Source organism: Nitrobacter sp. 62-23 (assembly GCF_001897285.1).
Taxonomy (GTDB): domain Bacteria; phylum Pseudomonadota; class Alphaproteobacteria; order Rhizobiales; family Xanthobacteraceae; genus Nitrobacter.
Genome location: NZ_MKSM01000099.1, coordinates 108005 through 123606, shown reverse-complemented (window position 1 = coordinate 123606; position 15602 = coordinate 108005). Strand labels below are relative to the sequence as shown.

The 15602-nt window shown below is 64.7% G+C and carries 18 protein-coding genes; 13 read left to right on the top strand and 5 right to left on the bottom strand.

The annotated features are described in order from the left end of the window. From BGO16_RS10110 to rocD, 3 genes are all read left to right on the top strand, one after another. A partial coding sequence (locus tag BGO16_RS10110) for a helix-turn-helix domain-containing protein (protein ID WP_292618561.1) occupies positions 1-168 on the top strand: 168 nt, incomplete at its 5' end. Between the two features lie 10 nt (positions 169-178). Further along, positions 179-1567 carry an ATP-binding protein gene (locus BGO16_RS10105; protein ID WP_292618556.1) on the top strand — a complete coding sequence of 463 codons (1389 nt, stop codon included), beginning with the start codon at positions 179-181 and terminating at the stop codon, positions 1565-1567. 164 nt (positions 1568-1731) lie between these two features. Beyond that, a complete protein-coding gene (rocD, locus tag BGO16_RS10100; RefSeq protein ID WP_292618555.1) occupies positions 1732-2949 on the top strand; it encodes an ornithine--oxo-acid transaminase in 1218 nt (405 codons plus the stop codon). A 99-nt stretch (positions 2950-3048) separates the two neighbouring features. Here the strand turns inward: rocD and BGO16_RS10095 are convergent, their stop codons facing one another. The 3 genes from BGO16_RS10095 to BGO16_RS10085 all read right to left on the bottom strand — a co-directional run bounded on the left by BGO16_RS10095 (position 3049) and on the right by BGO16_RS10085 (position 6200). Further along, positions 3049-4614, bottom strand: a complete 1566-nt coding sequence (locus BGO16_RS10095) for an aldehyde dehydrogenase family protein (RefSeq protein WP_292618554.1) — start codon at positions 4612-4614, stop codon at positions 3049-3051. Positions 4615-4668: 54 nt separating this feature from the next. Then, a complete protein-coding gene (gene proC / locus BGO16_RS10090; RefSeq protein ID WP_292618553.1) occupies positions 4669-5499 on the bottom strand; it encodes a pyrroline-5-carboxylate reductase in 831 nt (276 codons plus the stop codon). 200 nt (positions 5500-5699) lie between these two features. Continuing rightward, positions 5700-6200, bottom strand: coding sequence for a YbjN domain-containing protein (locus tag BGO16_RS10085; RefSeq protein WP_292618552.1), 501 nt, complete (start codon positions 6198-6200; stop codon positions 5700-5702). Positions 6201-6881: 681 nt separating this feature from the next. Here BGO16_RS10085 and BGO16_RS10080 point away from each other — a divergent pair. The 3 genes from BGO16_RS10080 (at position 6882) to ychF (ending at position 9479) form a co-directional block, all read left to right on the top strand. Further along, on the top strand, positions 6882-7598 hold the full coding sequence (locus BGO16_RS10080; protein WP_292618550.1) for a 50S ribosomal protein L25/general stress protein Ctc: 717 nt from the start codon (positions 6882-6884) through the stop codon (positions 7596-7598). 15 nt (positions 7599-7613) lie between these two features. Continuing rightward, entirely contained in the window at positions 7614-8228 is a 615-nt protein-coding gene (gene pth / locus BGO16_RS10075; RefSeq protein ID WP_292618549.1) for an aminoacyl-tRNA hydrolase, read from the top strand. 153 nt (positions 8229-8381) lie between these two features. Beyond that, complete coding sequence (ychF, locus tag BGO16_RS10070; RefSeq protein ID WP_292618548.1) at positions 8382-9479, top strand: redox-regulated ATPase YchF; 1098 nt, start codon at positions 8382-8384, stop codon at positions 9477-9479. Between the two features lie 175 nt (positions 9480-9654). Here the strand turns inward: ychF and BGO16_RS10065 are convergent, their stop codons facing one another. Beyond that, positions 9655-9948: a DUF4282 domain-containing protein gene (locus BGO16_RS10065; RefSeq protein ID WP_292618547.1), complete on the bottom strand. Its 294-nt coding sequence runs from the start codon at positions 9946-9948 to the stop codon at positions 9655-9657. A 166-nt stretch (positions 9949-10114) separates the two neighbouring features. On the opposite strand from BGO16_RS10065, the gene BGO16_RS10060 reads away from it, so the two are divergent. The 3 genes from BGO16_RS10060 (at position 10115) to BGO16_RS10050 (ending at position 11484) form a co-directional block, all read left to right on the top strand. Next, on the top strand, positions 10115-10585 hold the full coding sequence (locus BGO16_RS10060) for a MaoC family dehydratase (protein WP_292618546.1): 471 nt from the start codon (positions 10115-10117) through the stop codon (positions 10583-10585). Then, entirely contained in the window at positions 10582-11064 is a 483-nt protein-coding gene (locus BGO16_RS10055; protein WP_292618545.1) for a MaoC family dehydratase, read from the top strand. The genes BGO16_RS10060 and BGO16_RS10055 overlap by 4 nt, the downstream gene beginning before the upstream one ends. 267 nt (positions 11065-11331) lie before the next feature. After that, entirely contained in the window at positions 11332-11484 is a 153-nt protein-coding gene (locus BGO16_RS10050) for a hypothetical protein (protein ID WP_292618544.1), read from the top strand. 22 nt (positions 11485-11506) lie between these two features. Here BGO16_RS10050 and BGO16_RS10045 read toward each other — a convergent pair whose 3' ends face one another. After that, positions 11507-11764, bottom strand: a complete 258-nt coding sequence (locus BGO16_RS10045; RefSeq protein ID WP_292618543.1) for an accessory factor UbiK family protein — start codon at positions 11762-11764, stop codon at positions 11507-11509. Positions 11765-11966: 202 nt separating this feature from the next. Here BGO16_RS10045 and lgt point away from each other — a divergent pair, with 202 nt between their 5' ends. The 4 genes from lgt to BGO16_RS10025 all read left to right on the top strand — a co-directional run bounded on the left by lgt (position 11967) and on the right by BGO16_RS10025 (position 15494). Continuing rightward, positions 11967-12830, top strand: a complete 864-nt coding sequence (gene lgt / locus BGO16_RS10040) for a prolipoprotein diacylglyceryl transferase (protein ID WP_292618542.1) — start codon at positions 11967-11969, stop codon at positions 12828-12830. A 26-nt stretch (positions 12831-12856) separates the two neighbouring features. Continuing rightward, positions 12857-13984, top strand: coding sequence for an SAM-dependent methyltransferase (locus BGO16_RS10035; protein ID WP_292618541.1), 1128 nt, complete (start codon positions 12857-12859; stop codon positions 13982-13984). Continuing rightward, a complete protein-coding gene (gene pgeF, locus BGO16_RS10030; RefSeq protein WP_292618540.1) occupies positions 13981-14751 on the top strand; it encodes a peptidoglycan editing factor PgeF in 771 nt (256 codons plus the stop codon). Before BGO16_RS10035 ends, pgeF begins: the two co-directional genes overlap by 4 nt. 140 nt (positions 14752-14891) lie before the next feature. Further along, on the top strand, positions 14892-15494 hold the full coding sequence (locus BGO16_RS10025) for a hypothetical protein (RefSeq protein ID WP_292618539.1): 603 nt from the start codon (positions 14892-14894) through the stop codon (positions 15492-15494). Positions 15495-15602: the final 108 nt, after the last annotated feature.

The window sequence follows — 15602 nt, the reverse complement described above, 5'->3', positions numbered from 1 at the left end:
GGCGAGACGGTTCGCCGCGGTGAGCTGAACGGCGGAGGCACCGTCAACGAGCGCGCCGTCGATGTTCAGATCAATCGGCTGCGGCGGAAGATCGAGCGGGATCCCGCCAATCCGCTCTTCCTGCAGGCGGTGCGCGGCGTCGGCTATCGCCTGGTCGCGGCGCCCTGAGCTGCCGATGATGAGCACGCTCGACGCCGGCATGACGCTGATCCGCACGGCGTCCCGGCGCGTCTCCATGGCCAATGGCAGAATAGCGCGGGCATTCAAGAACTGGATGCCCAAGGGCCTCTACGCCCGCGCGCTGCTGATCATGATCGTGCCGATGGTGGTGCTGCAATCGGTGGTCGCTTTCGTGTTCATGGAGCGGCACTGGAACACGGTGACGCGGCGGCTGTCGACGGCGGTGGTGCAGGACGTCGCGGCGCTGATCGATATCTACAAGGACTATCCGCAGGACAAGGATCGCGCGACGATCCGCCGTATCGCGCAGCAGCGGCTCGGGCTCGTGGTCGATTTCCTGCCGCCGGGCGACATGCCGCCGCCCGGGCCGAAGCCGTTCTTCTCCCTGCTCGACCAGTCACTGTCGGTGCAGATCAGCAGGCAGATCGGTAAGCCGTTCTGGATCGATACGGTCGGCCGCTCCAGTCTGGTGGAGATCAGGATCCAGCTCGACGACGCGGTGATGCAGGTCTTCGCGCAGCGTAGCGCCGCTTATGCCTCGAACTCGGAAATCTTCATCTTCTGGATGCTGGGCACGTCATCGATCCTTCTGTTCGTCGCGGTGCTGTTCCTGCGTAACCAGATCAAGCCGATCCTGCTGCTGGCGGATGCCGCCGAGCGCTTCGGCAAGGGTCGCGACGCGCCGAACTTTCGTCCGCGGGGCGCGCGCGAGGTCCGGCGCGCCGCACAGGCGTTCATCGAAATGAAGATGCGGATCGAGCGCAGCATCGAGCAGCGCACCGCGATGCTGGCCGGCGTGTCGCATGACCTGCGCACCATCCTGACCCGCTTCAAGCTGGAACTGGCGCTGATCGGCGACAGTCCGGAAGTCGACGGCATGCGCAAGGACGTCGACGAAATGCATGGGATGCTCGAGGCCTACCTCGCCTTCGCGCGCGGCGACAGCGGTGAGCAGGCGCAGCCGACCGACATGGCGGCCGCGCTGGAGGATCTGTGCAGCGATGCCGAGCGCAACGGTCACGCTGCGACCACCAATTTTCACGGGCTTCCCGTCGTCACCGTCAAGCCGGCCGCGCTCAAGCGCTGCCTCGGCAATCTGGTGTCGAACGCGGCGCGCCATGCCGACTCGATCGCGATCAACGGCCATCGCGATCACCGCTGGCTCACCGTCATGGTCGACGATGACGGTCCGGGCATTCCGCAGGACATGCGCGAGGAAGTCTTCAAGCCGTTCCTGCGGCTCGACAGCGCGCGCAATCAGGACGAGGGCGGCTCCGGTCTCGGTCTCGCCATTGCGCGCGACATCGCGCGCTCCCATGGCGGCGACATCACGCTCGGCGACAGTCCGCTGGGGGGCTTGCGCGCGACGGTGCGCGTGCCGGTGTAACGACCGATCAGAGCATTTGCCTTCTATTTTCCGAAAATCATGCTCTGGCTTTCCCGCTTTGCCGCCCCACATTGTAATCAAGCTCGTTTTAATCGAGCCCGTTCCTGGCAGGAGCGCATGATGCTCTGCGGCCCGGACAGCTTCGAGTCGAGGGAGCGAGTGTCATGGATGGCTCGGTTCAACTCGAAATGCGCTTCGGCGCCGCCAATTATGCGCCGATGCCGGTTACCCTCGCGCGTGGCAAGGGCATTTATCTCTGGGATGAAAACGGGCGGCGCTACATCGACATGATGGGCGCTTATTCGGCGGCGAGCTTCGGGCACTGTCATCCCCGGCTGGTGCAGGCGCTCACCGATCAGGCGCGGCAACTCGACACTGTTTCCCGTGCCTATTTCAGCGATCGCCTCGGAGCCTTTCTCGGCCGTGCCTGCGCACTGACCGGGATGGATCAGGCGCTGCCGATGAACAGCGGCGCGGAGGCGGTGGAGACGGCGCTCAAAGCCGCGCGCAAATGGGCTTATAAGGTCAAAGAGGTGCCGGCCGACCGCGCCGAAATCATCGTGTGCGACGGCAATTTTCACGGCCGCACCATCGCCATCGTCGGCTTCTCATCTGTGCCGCAATATCGCGACGGCTTTGGGCCGTTTCCGGCCGGTTTCAGATCGGTGCCGTTCGGCGACGCGGCGGCGCTTCGAGCGGCGATCACGCCCAACACGGCGGCCTTCCTGGTCGAGCCGATCCAGGGCGAGGGCGGCATCAATGTGCCGCCGCCGGGCTATCTTGCCGAGGTGGCGCGCATCTGCCGGGAGCAAAACGTCCTGCTGATCTGCGACGAGATTCAATCCGGACTCGGTCGTACCGGCAAGCTCCTGGCCTGCCAGCACGACGGCGTGAAGCCGGATGCGGTGACGCTGGGCAAGGCGCTGGGCGGCGGTCTTCTGCCGGTGTCGTTGTTTCTGGCGCGCCGCGATGTGATGCAGGTGTTCAAGCCCGGCGATCATGGCAGCACTTTCGGCGGCAATCCGATCGCCGCCGCGGTCGGGCTGGCGGCGCTCAATACGCTGATCGAGGAGAATTTGATCGAGCGATCCGCACGCCTCGGTGCGCATCTGCTCGCCCGGCTCCGCGCGATCAGGAATCCGATCATCCGCGAGGTGCGCGGGCGCGGGCTGTTCGCCGGCGTCGAGCTGGAGCGTGATCTCGCGAGCGCGGCGACGGTTGCGAGGCGGCTGTTGCAGGCCGGCGTGCTGACCAAGGACACGCACCGCAACACCGTCCGCTTCGCGCCACCGCTGGTCATCGAAGAATCAGAGATTGACTGGGCGGTGGACCGCGTCGCCGAGGTGCTGGACGAATTCGCTCGCGCGGACGTTCATCCCTAGAGCCTTTCCCGCTTCAAATGGAATCAGAAGCGGAGCTCTATCTCATCTTTTGACGCGTTCTCTTCACGCGAACCGGTATCCACTTCCCTCGAAAACGCTCTAACCGATGTCGAAACGGACGCCCTGCGCGAGCGGAAGATCGTCGCCGTAGTTCACGGTGCTGGTGAGCCGTCGCATGTACGCTTTCCAGGCGTCGGAGCCGGCCTCGCGGCCGCCGCCGGTTTCCTTTTCGCCGCCGAACGCGCCGCCGATCTCGGCGCCGGACGGGCCGATATTGACGTTGGCGATGCCGCAGTCGGAGCCTCTCGCGGAGAGAAATTTCTCCACCTCGCGGATGTCGGTCGAGAAGATCGAGGACGACAGGCCGTGAGCGACGGCGTTGTGTTGCGCGATCGCGGCGTCGAGATCGGTATATGTCATGACGTATAGAATGGGCGCGAAGGTCTCGCGCAGCACTGGTCCGGTCTGCGTCGGCATCTCCACTAGCGCCGGCCGGACGTAATACGCATCCGGAAACCGTTTCTCGTCGAGGCGCTCGCCGCCGTGGACCCGTGCGCCGTGCGTGCGAGCCTCGTCGAGCGCTCGCTGCATGTTCTGGAATGCGGCTTCGTCGATCAGCGGACCGACCAGCACGTCGTCGTCTGCAAGCGGGTCGCCGATCCGCACCGAGGCATAAACGCGTTTCAGTTTCGCGACGAACTCGTCGTGGATGCTGTCATGGACGAGCAGCCGCCGCAGCGTGGTGCAGCGCTGGCCGGCCGTGCCCATGGCGGCGAAGGCGATGGCGCGCAACGCCAGATCGAGGTTCGCCGATGGGCAGACGATCGAGGCGTTGTTGCCGCCGAGTTCAAGAATGCTGCGGGCGAACCGCCGCGCGAGCCGCATCCCTACCTCGCGGCCCATCGCCGTCGATCCGGTCGCGGAGACCAGCGGCAGTCGGGGATCGCTAACCAGGAGTTCGCCGACGTCGCGCCCGCCGATCAGCACAGTGGACAGGCCGTCCGGAACGGCGGCAGCCTTTGCGGCGGCGCGCTCAAACAGCGCCTGCACCGCCAGCGCCGTCAGCGGGGTCTTCTCCGACGGCTTCCAGATCACCGGATTGCCGCAGACCAGCGCCAGCGCCGCATTCCACGACCACACCGCCACGGGGAAATTGAACGATGTGATGACGCCGACGGGGCCGAGCGGATGCCACTGCTCCATCATGCGGTGATCGGGCCGCTCGCTGGCGATGGTGAGGCCGTAAAGCTGTCGCGACAGGCCGACGGCGAAGTCGCAGATGTCGATCATTTCCTGCACCTCGCCACGGCCTTCCGAGACGATCTTGCCGGCCTCGATGGTGACCAGACGGCCCAACGCATCCTTGGCGGCGCGCAGTTCATGGCCGAGCAGGCGGACCAGCTCGCCGCGTTGCGGTGGAGGAACCTGACGCCATTGCCGGAATGCTGCTTCGGCCAGCGCAATGGTTTCGGCGGCGTGTTGCGGACTTGCGTCCTCGACGTAAGCGATGGTCTCGCCGGTCAGCGGCGATCGCGCGGCGCGCGTACCATGCCGACGGTCGGGAGCCACGCCGAGATGATCGAGCAGGGATGTGACTTCGTTGGCGAGCACGGCAGATTTTCTCTCGTCGAACGGTCGCTGACTGACCGCTCTATGTTGCGGCATGTTGCGACAAGTCTTCAAGCCGCACGAGCGTTCCTGCGACACGCGGCGCAGAAGTTACCTCGCCAGTTCCTTCGATCGCTCCGTCGCAGCGGCGACCGCGCGCGTCATCAATTCCTTCAGACCGTTCTCGCCCATCAGCACACCGAGAGCGGCTGCCGTCGTTCCGCCGGGCGAGGTGACGTTCTGGCGCAGCGTCGCGGCGTCGAGACCGGATCGATGCAGCAGTTCGCCTGATCCGGCGACGGTCTCGCGCGCCAGCCGCGCGGCGAGATCGGCAGGCAGGCCCGCGGCGATGCCGGCGTGCGCCAGTTCCTCGGCGAGCAGGAAGACGTAGGCGGGCCCCGATCCGGAGACTGCGGTGACGGCATCCATCAGCGCTTCATCGTCGATCCATTCCACCGCGCCTGTGGCGCGCAGCAGCGCGTCGGCGGTGGCGCGCTGCCGGTCGTTCACGCCCTTCGCGGCGACAGCGACCGTGATGCCGCGGCCGATCGCGGCGGGGGTGTTAGGCATCGCGCGGACGATGTTGCCGCCGCAGGCTGCGTCAAGCGCGGCGATCGTCGTGCCTGCCATGATCGAGACGACAAGCGTCGCCGGTCCGATCCGCGGTCGCAAGGTCGGGCCTGCGTCGCCAAACGTTTGCGGCTTGACCGCGATCACGAGCGCGGCGACGTCGTCGGCCGTCGTTGTCTCGGCGTTCAGCCGGACGCCGCGGGCTTCGAGGGCACGGATCTCGTCGGAGAGATGGGGATCGATCACGGCGACGCGTTTCGGATCCAGCCCCTGCGCGAGCCATCCGCTCAGCAGCGCCCCGCCCATCTTGCCCGCGCCGGCGAGAACCACGTTGCCGGAAATGTTTGCGAGGGAAGTCTGCGATTCAGCCATGACAATATTTCCGGCACCAGTGAATAGCGACACACTATCACCGATACCCGCGTCATGGCCCGACTTGTTCCGGCCATCCACGCCTTTAACCCGTAAGGCGCGCTTAGGGCAAGGATGATGCTGGCCGCGAAGGAGCGCTTCGCGTCCAGGCCCGGCTGCGGGTGGCAGAAGCTATCTTCGATGACGTCGCCGAAAGAAGGCTAGGCCTCGCCCTCGGTGTCGAACATCGCGGCGGTCATCGCCTCGGCCGCGGTCTTGCCGGCCCAGATCACGAACTGCAGCGCGGGGTAATAGCGCTCGCAGGCATGGATCGCGCCGGCGAGCATCTCCGCGCATTGTGCGTTCGACGCCGTCAGTCCCTCGGGCAGGACCAGCGCGTGGCGGTACATGATCGTACCGGTCTGGGTCCAGATATCGAAATGGCCGATCCACAATTGCTCGTTGATCGCGGCGATGGCGCGCTGGGCCTCGTTGCGACGAGCCGCCGGAATCTTCATGTCGAAGGCGCAGGCGAGGTGCAGCGCCTCGATCTCGCCCATCCAGGTGAAGGTGATCTGATAGTCGGTCCAGTTGCCTTTCGAGACGATGGTGATCTCATCCTCGCCGGAGCGCTCGAACGCCCAGTCGTTGGTGGCGGCGATGTCCTCGACCGCCGCCAGCGGATTGTTTCTGGAATCGATAACGCCTTCGAGCAGCGACATGCCGTCCCGATCCTTGCTGTTTGTCTGTGTTGATACGCACGCATAGGACGGCCGCGGTGCTGGCACGTCGCGGGACTTCGATCTTTCAGACGATCCATCAAGAGCGTGGACCGGATGAGGAATGATGTCCTGCGCGGATCAAGTGATGTGATTTGCGGAATCCGCGCAACGCCGCCTCGAGTCCGTCCACAGGCAAAGCGCGCGTCGTCCACAACTGATCAAATGGCGCTGCGACTTGCGGCCGTGAACAAAACGGAATCGGATTCGCGTCGCGCGAGTCCCGCGGTCCTGACTCGCTTGTCGCGAGTCTCGCGTCATCAGGATTGGAGGGCGGACGTTTTTTCGAATGCGCGTTGCGAACAGTCGACAGCCGCGCACCTGCATGCCGGCGTTTTGTCTGGAGGGACCGATTGATCGTGTCGCGTTGAAGATTGACGTCGAGAACGGGGACCACGTTACGTCACGGGCTTCTCGTTGCGGTCCGATGTTCCCGGCCCCTGAGCGGGTCTCTTGCCGACTGTCGGAGAGGCGGAAAACCCCTGTCGTTTCCTTGTTATTTCGGGCGTTTGCGGCTAGAACGCGGCCACGTCTCACGGCCCCCGCACCCCTGGAGGCTTGCCGGTGACGTGCAACGGGCCGCGATTGCGGCCTTTAACTTTTTGAAAAACAAGGACTAAAACGATGGCGACCGTCAGGGAATTGAAGGCGACCGCGCGTCCGAAGAGCGGCAAGGGGGCCGCCCGGGCAGAGCGTCGCGCCGGCCGAGTGCCCGCTGTGATCTATGGAAACAACCAGCCCCCGCAGCCGATCTCGGTCGAAGAGGCGGAACTGCGCCAGCGCATACTGGCAGGCCGTTTCCTCACCACGATCTTCGACGTCAGCCTGGAGGGCAAGAAGCATCGCGTGATTCCGCGCGACTTCCATCTCGATCCGGTCAAGGACACTCCGATCCATGTGGACTTCATGCGGCTCGGCGAAGGCGCTACCATCCGCGTCAGCATTCCCCTTCGCCTGCTGAAGGCGGACGTCGCGCCCGGCGTGAAGCGCGGCGGCACCGTCAACCTCGTGACCCACGCCATTGATGTCGAGTGTGCGGCTGACAACATTCCGCAGTTCATCGAGGCCGACGTCGGCGGGCTGGAGATCAGCCACTCGCTTCATTTGTCCGACGTCAAGCTGCCGTCCGGCGTGAAGCCGCTGGCGCGAGAGGACGTCACGCTGGTGACCATCGTGCCGCCATCCGGTTACGCGGAAGAACTGAAGGCGGCGGCCGCTGCTGCTGCTGGCGGCGCGGCGGCTCCTGCCGCCGGTGCGGCTCCTGCGGCGGGCGGGGCTGCTGCCGGCGCGGCCGCGGCAGGCGCGAAGGCGCCCGCAGGCGGTGGCGACAAGAAGAAGTAAGCGACCACTTGCGCCATGCGCCTGTTCGTCGGACTGGGCAATCCCGGCACGAAGTATCAAGGCAACCGGCACAATATCGGCTTCATGGTCGTGGACGAGATCGCGCGGCGTCATGGTTTCTCACCGTGGCGCCGCCGTTTTCAGGGCGAGACGTCCGAAGGCACGCTCGATGGCGAGCGCCTCATTCTGCTCAAGCCCGCCACCTTCATGAACAACTCCGGCCATGCGGTTCAGGATGCTGTGCAATTCTACAAGCTGACGGAGGGAGACGTCGTGGTGTTTCACGACGAGATCGAACTGCCGCCGGCAAAGGTCCGCGTCAAGGTCGGCGGCGGCATCGCCGGGCACAATGGCCTGCGGTCGATTTCGGCGCATATCGGCAACGACTATCGCCGCGTCCGGCTCGGCGTCGGCCATCCCGGCGTCAAGGACCTCGTGCATGCGCATGTGCTGAACGACTTCGCCAAAAGTGAGCGGCCATGGGTCGAGGCACTGGTGGATGTCGTTGCTGAAAATGCTGCGCTTCTCGTCGCAAGCCGGGACTCAACATTTCAGAACAAGGTGCATCTTGCGATGCAGGCGAAGGGATTCGCCGAGAAGGGCGACAAGGACGATGGTGGCGGCAAATGAGCGACGCCGTCATCGCCGGACTTGATCCGGTGATCCATCTTTTGAAGACGATGGATACCCCGGGGCTCTTGCGCGAAGACGCACTTCGCGCTTTAGCCCGCATCTGACGCACCAACTCTGTTGCGCGATTTGCGCCAATCACCGGAATGAATCATGGGTTTCAAATGCGGTATCGTCGGGTTGCCCAATGTCGGCAAGTCGACCCTGTTCAATGCGCTGACGGAAACCGCGGCGGCGCAGGCGGCGAACTATCCGTTCTGCACGATCGAGCCCAATGTCGGCGCCGTGGCGGTGCCGGATCCGCGCCTCGACAAGCTCGCTGCGATCGCCAAATCGGCGCAGATCATTCCGACGCAACTGACATTCGTCGACATCGCGGGTCTGGTGCGTGGCGCCTCCAAGGGCGAAGGACTCGGCAACCAGTTTCTCGCCAACATCCGCGAGGTCGACGCGGTCGCGCATGTGGTGCGCTGTTTTGAGGATTCCGACATCACGCATGTCGAGGGCAAGATCGCGCCGCTCGCCGACATCGAGACCATCGAGACCGAACTGATGCTGGCCGATCTCGAAAGCCTCGAGAAACGGGTCGACAGTCTTTCGAAAAAGGCCAAGGGCAACGACAAGGAAGCCAAGGAGCAGCTCGATCTGGTCGAGCGCGCGCTCAAACTGTTGCGCGACGGCCAGCCGACCCGCGGCATGGAGCGCAAGCCCGAGGAAGAGCGCAATTTCCGCATGCTCGGGCTGCTGACTTCAAAGCCGGTGCTCTATGTCTGCAACGTCGAGGAAGGCGCGGCGGCGAGCGGCAATGCCTTCTCGCAGGCCGTGTTCGAGCACGCGACGAAGGAAGGCGCGGTCGCGGTTGCGATTTCCGCCAAGATCGAATCCGAGATCGCGACCTTGTCGCGGGAGGAGCGCACCGATTTTCTCGAGACGCTGGGGCTGGAAGAAGCGGGTCTCGATCGGCTGATCCGCGCCGGCTACGACCTGCTTCACCTCATCACCTATTTCACTGTCGGGCCGAAGGAAGCGCGCGCCTGGACCATCACTAAAGGCACCAAGGCGCCGGCTGCTGCCGGTGTCATTCACACCGATTTTGAAAAGGGCTTCATCCGCGCCGAGACCATCGCTTACGCCGACTATGTGGCGCTCGGCGGCGAGGCCGGCGCGCGCGATGCCGGCAAGCTGCGGCTGGAAGGCAAGGAGTATGTTGTCGCCGACGGCGACGTCATGCATTTCCGGTTCAATACCTGATAATCCGTTTCAAACCTATCTTGGTCGCTCCGGGGCGCGCTTAAAGCGCGTGCCCGGAATCCGGATAGGCGGGACCCCTCAATTCTGGAGTCCCCGATGTACAATTGCACATCTGTAATCGCCGCTTACGTGGCGTCTGGACGTGGCGTCGAGATTGTCTCTATCGCAATTGTCTCTATCGCATTGCGCCCTTTTCGCGGATCGCGCTGAGATGCTCGTTGATGCGAAACACGATCAGGATGCATTCGGCGGCAATGCGCGAAAACACGATACCGGTCAGGGCGCCGGCAATGCTCAGAAGAATTGAGATGAAGCCGCCGAACGGGCTGACGGCCATCGTGGCCAGGCCCGAGAAAACCCCGGACAATCCCGACAGGATGATCAGCACGATGACCAGCCAGTAGAAGATCTTGATGATCGTGGGCGTGATGAAGCGATCCCACTGAAACAGATCCCGGAATTCAAACATCTGCCGCTCCCCCCTCGCGTAGGGCGTCGCCGCCATAAGTCGGACGGCACTTGCCGCCGCGAACCGCTTATGGTCCGCATCAAGCAAGCCAAGCCATTAGTACGCCGGCGGTTGAGATTGCCGCAAATAAGGGCCACAATCGGGCGTTGTTTCAGCAGGCCTCGACATGACCCTGACATTTGAGGATTTTCCCGTCGGCCGCTTCGGCACATTCGGGCCGCGGCATGTCAGCCGCGACGAAATCATTGCGTTCGCATCGGAGTTCGATCCACAGCCCATGCACCTCGATGAGGAAGCGGCCAGGCACTCCATGCTGCGCGGGCTGTCGGGGTCCGGCTGGCATTTATGTTCGCTCATGATGCGTATGATGTTCGACGGCTATATCGGACGCACCGCTTCGCTCGGCTCTCCCGGCGTTGATGAGGTCCGCTGGCTGGCGCCACTGCGCCCGGGAGACGATCTGATGCTGGATGTCGATGTCGCCGCCGCGCGGGTGTCGCGCAGTCGCCCGGAGACGGGAATCGTGACCTTCGCGCTGCGCGTGCGCAACGCGTCCGGACAGGTGCTGATCGAGGCGGTGTCGCCGATCATCATCGGGCGGCGGACGGCGACTGCGGACGGCAGGGCTGACCCATGAGCTATTTCGAAGACATGGAAGTCGGGCAGCGTCGCGATCTCGGGTCGTTCGTCTTCACCGCCGAACTCATCAAGGCGTTCGCGGCGCAATTCGATCCGCAGCCGTTCCATCTCGACGAGGAGGAAGGCCGCAAATCGCTGTTCGGCGGCCTGGCAGCCTCCGGCTGGCACATCGCTTCGGTCTGGATGAAACTGGCGGTGGCAGAGGGTCAGCGCGAGGCGGCGGATGCCGCGGCGCGCGGCGAGAAGCCGGCGATGTGGGGACCGTCGCCCGGGTTTCGCGACCTGCGCTGGATCAAGCCGGTACTGGCGGGCGACAGCATCAGCTACGCCAGCGAAGTCCAGTCGCTGAGAGCCTCCCGCTCGCGGCCGGAATGGGGCGTCATGCAAATGCGCAACACCGGAACCAACCAGCGTGGCGAACTGGTGTTTTCCTTTCTGGCGTCGGTTTTCTTGCCGCGCCGGCATCCGCAGGATTGAGGCCCGGGGGCGGTTGGGGATGCCGCACCACCGGCCTTGCGGCCGCGCGCTGTAATTTATTCGAAAAACCGGCGTCCCGTTAAGGAGTTGTGAACTCTCAGCCGGTCTTGTCGAGCAGCATGGGGTCCGCCGCTTTCGGTGAAATCAGGAGCGGGGCTCCATGATCTTGATTTGACGCGTTTTCTTCACGCGAACCGGTATCCATCCTCGGGTCGAGCCTTGAGGACGAGCTTCGCTCGAAAACGCTCTGGGGCAGGGGAGATGGCGATGGCGGATCGCACCGGATTGAAGATCGTGGGCATTATCTTTGCGACCGTGACGCTGGCTGTGACGCTGGCGACCTGGACCGTGGTGAAGGGGTATGCCGACGGCGTGTATTCGCTGGAGAATAGCGCGCCGGCGCATATGGCGGTTCGCTGAACCCGACAGAAGGGCGACCGGCTCAGCCGCCACCGCCAAGGCGCGCCTCGAGCGCCGCAATGCGCGCCTTCAACGCCTCGTTGTCCTCGCGCGCGAGCCGCGCCATCTCCTTCACGGCCTCGAACTCCTCGCGCTTGACGAGATCGAGGTCGCGCATGATCTTCTCCGCCTGATTGCGGACCACCGCGTCGACCTCGCGCTTGAACCCCTGCGCCGCGCCGGCCGCGTCGTTCATCAGCTTTCCAATCTCGTCGAAAAACCGGTTGCTGGTCTGGGTCATCTCACTGTCTCCGGTCGGCGGCATCGCCATGCATCGGCCCAGAGAATGGCAATCCGGACCCGGCAGTTCAAGCCCGCTTGATGGTCGCCTATACCGCAAAGCCTTGTCAGTGCCGGATTTCCTTGCAATCGTGACGGGATCATTCAAGACGTGGATTGCCCGGCACAAGGCCGGGCGTGGCGCCTTGGGTGGAACGAAACCGATGTTTCTCCTTATCACCTACCCTGTCTTCGATCCCGTCGCCATCTCGCTCGGCCCGATCGCGATCCGCTGGTATGCGCTGGCCTATATCGGCGGGATCACGCTCGGCTGGCTCTATGCGCGGGCGTTGCTCAAGAACGAGAAGCTCTGGGGGGGACCGGCGCCCATCTCGGTGCTGCAACTCGACGACTTCATCCTGTGGGTGACGATCGGCATCATCCTCGGCGGCCGCACCGGCTATGTGCTGTTCTACAACCTGGATTTCTTCGCTCGTCATCCCGCCCAGATCTTCCAGCTCTGGAACGGCGGCATGTCGTTCCACGGCGGCTTCATGGGCTGCGTCGTCGCGGTGATCCTATTCTGTCGCAGGCATGGCCTGCCGATCCTGTCGCTTGGCGACGTCGCCACCGCGGTCGGGCCGATCGGCCTGTTTCTCGGCCGCATCGCCAACTTCATCAACAGCGAATTGTGGGGTCGCCCGGCCGACCCGAGCCTGCCATGGGCGATGGTGTTCCCCAATGGCGGCCCGTTGCCGCGTCATCCGAGCCAGCTCTACGAGGCTACGCTCGAGGGCCTGGTGCTGTTCACGATCCTCGCGCTGATGATCCGGGCCGGCGCGCTGAAGCGGCCGGGCCTCGTTCTCGGCAGCTTCCTTACGCTGTACGCGATGGCGCGCATCGCCGGGGAATTCTTCCGCGAGCCCGATCCACAGCTCGGATTTCTGTGGGGCGGGTTGACCATGGGAATGCTACTGTCGATCCCGATGATGATTGCGGGGCTTGCCGTCATGTACGCCGCCTGGTCGCGCGGTCCGCGGGCGTCAGGCGCACAAACGATTTCGAACCCTGATGTTTCTCAGGGCTGATCCCAAAGCTGATTTCAAGGCTGATCGTGACTGAAATTTCTCCGCTGATGGCCGAGATCAAGAAGCTGATCAAGACATCCGGCCCGCTGCCGGTCTGGCGCTACATGCAGATCTGCCTGACCCATCCCGAACACGGCTACTACATTTCGCGCGACCCGCTCGGACGCGAGGGCGACTTCATCACCTCGCCCGAAGTCAGCCAGATGTTCGGTGAACTGATCGGATTGTGGGCCGCGTCGGTGTGGCGCATGATGGGTTCGCCGGCCACGCTGCGGCTGATCGAACTCGGGCCCGGTCGCGGCACCATGATGGCGGACGCGCTGCGTGCGCTACGCGTGTTGCCGCCGATGTATGACGCGCTCAGCGTCCACCTGGTCGAGATCAATCCGGTGCTGCGGGAGAAGCAGGAGGCGACCCTGTCCGGCGCGCGGAACGTCGAGTGGCACGCTGGTCTGGATGAGGTGCCGCGGGGACCGGCGATCATTCTCGCCAACGAATATTTCGACGTGCTTCCGGTCCGCCAGATGGTCCGGCATGGCGACGGCTGGCACGAACGGGTGGTCGATGTCGACGGCAGCGGCCAACTCGTGTTCGGCGCCGCCGCGGAGCCGATGCCGCGGTTCGACGCGCTGCTGCCGCCGCTGGTGCGGGCCGCGCCGGTCGGAGCCATTTTCGAGTGGCGGCCGGATGCCGAGATCATGTCCCTCGCGACCCGTGTCCGCGATCAGGGGGGCGCCGCGCTGATTATCGACTATGGCCATGTGCGCAGCGATGCCGGCGACACCTTCCAGGCCATCGCGGGACACAGCTTCGCCGATCCGCTGAAAGATCCCGGTCAGGCCGATATCACCGCCCATGTCGATTTCCAGGCGTTGGCCCGCGCCGCGGAGGATGTCGGCGCCCGCGTGCACGGACCGGTGACGCAGGGAACATTCCTGCAACGGCTCGGCATCGAGGCCCGCGCCGTCAACCTGATGGCGAAGGCGAGCCCTGAAGTATCGGAGAGTATCGCAACGGCGCTGAAACGTCTGGCCGGGAGCGGCCGCGGCGGCATGGGGTCGATGTTCAAGGTGATCGGCGTTTCCGATTCGAGGCTCACCGAACTGGCGGGATTGAGCGATCAGGAGCGGCGCGGCGGGATCAGGGCGCCATGACCCTCGCATCCTCTCTGCTCTCCGCTGTTTCCGGCCTGCGGCACGCCTTTTTCACCCGCGAGGGCGGCGTCTCGCAAGGCATCTATGCGAGCCTGAATGCCGGCATCGGCTCGCAGGACGATCCCGCCCATGTCGCCGAGAACCGGCGGCGCATGGCCGAGGTCATGGGCGTTGCGCCGGCGAATTTCCTCTCTCTCTACCAGGTCCACTCGCCCGACGCCGTGATCGCCGACAGGCCATGGGACGCGGCATCGCGGCCGCGCGCCGACGCCATCGTCACGAAAACCCCGGGGCTTGCGGTCGGCGTTACCGCGGCCGACTGTGGCCCCGTCCTGTTCGTCGATCCGCGAGCCCGCGTCATCGGCGCCGCGCACGCCGGCTGGAAGGGCGCTCTGACCGGCGTGCTGGAAAAAACCGTCGACGCCATCGAAACGCTCGGCGGCAGTCGCTCCGATATCGCCGTCGCCATCGGTCCCTTGATCCGGCAACGAAGCTACGAGGTTGGCGCTGAATTCGTCGCGCGATTTACGGAAGCCGATCGGGACTATGCCCGGTTCTTCGTTCCGTCGGAGCGCGACCGCCATGCCATGTTCGATCTCGGCGGCTTCATCCGGATGCGCCTGGAGCGCATCGGCGTCGGGACGATCGACGACACCGGCATCGACACCTATGCCGACGAGCGTTTCTTCAGCTATCGCCGCTCGGTGCATCGCAACGAGCCGGATTTCGGCCGCCACGTGCATGCCATCATGCTGGAAGCCGAATGATTGAGCGAACCCGGCGCGCCAGCCGAACGGAATCAGAGCCGTCGGTGCTGGCAAGCGGATTCTTTGCGCTGCCCGGACGCTCTGCCCTAGACGTTAACGCGTTTTAACGATATCGCTCGACGAAACGGGGACGTCAGCGAATGCCTTTCAAGAGCTTCCGCGCCGGGCGTGCTGGACGCGCCGTTGCGCTTCTGGCGGCGCTGTGCGCGCTGGCGGGATGCGCGGGTGGCGGCAACGGAAGCGAATCCTTTGCGCAGGCCGGCGGCGGCGTGACGGTTGCGTTCGAGTCGGTCGACGGACCGCCGCCGCAGGTGTTCGACCGCCTTGTCAACGTCCTCAATTCCGAAGCGCAACTCCGCGACCTTTCCATCGTGTCGCGCGAGGCCGCGGCCGCCTATCGCGTGCGCGGCTATCTCGCGGCCGAGGTCAGCCGCGGCCGCACCACCATCGCCTGGGTGCTCGACGTCTACGATCGCAATCAGAACCGCGCGCTGCGCCTGAGCGGCAAGGAGCCCGCCGGCAAGGCCGGACATGATGCGTGGGCCGCGGCCGACGATCTCACCCTGCGCAAGATCGCGCAGGCCGGGCTGAGCGGATTGAGCAGCATGGTGAACGGCGCCGCGCCGCCGCCCGCTACTGAGCCGGCTCCATCGCAGCCTCAGGAGCCGGCGATCGCCAGCGCCGACGGTCTGGCGGGGGCGGATGTCCGGCAGGCGGCCGCGCTCGGGTTCGCCGCGCAATAAGGCCATCATTTTACGCCGGAATCCGTGTTCCCCGTATTGCCAGACTTGGCCACTCCTTGATACACCGCCTCCATCGGGGTCGGAGAGGTTCTCTGGAGTCGGGATGTT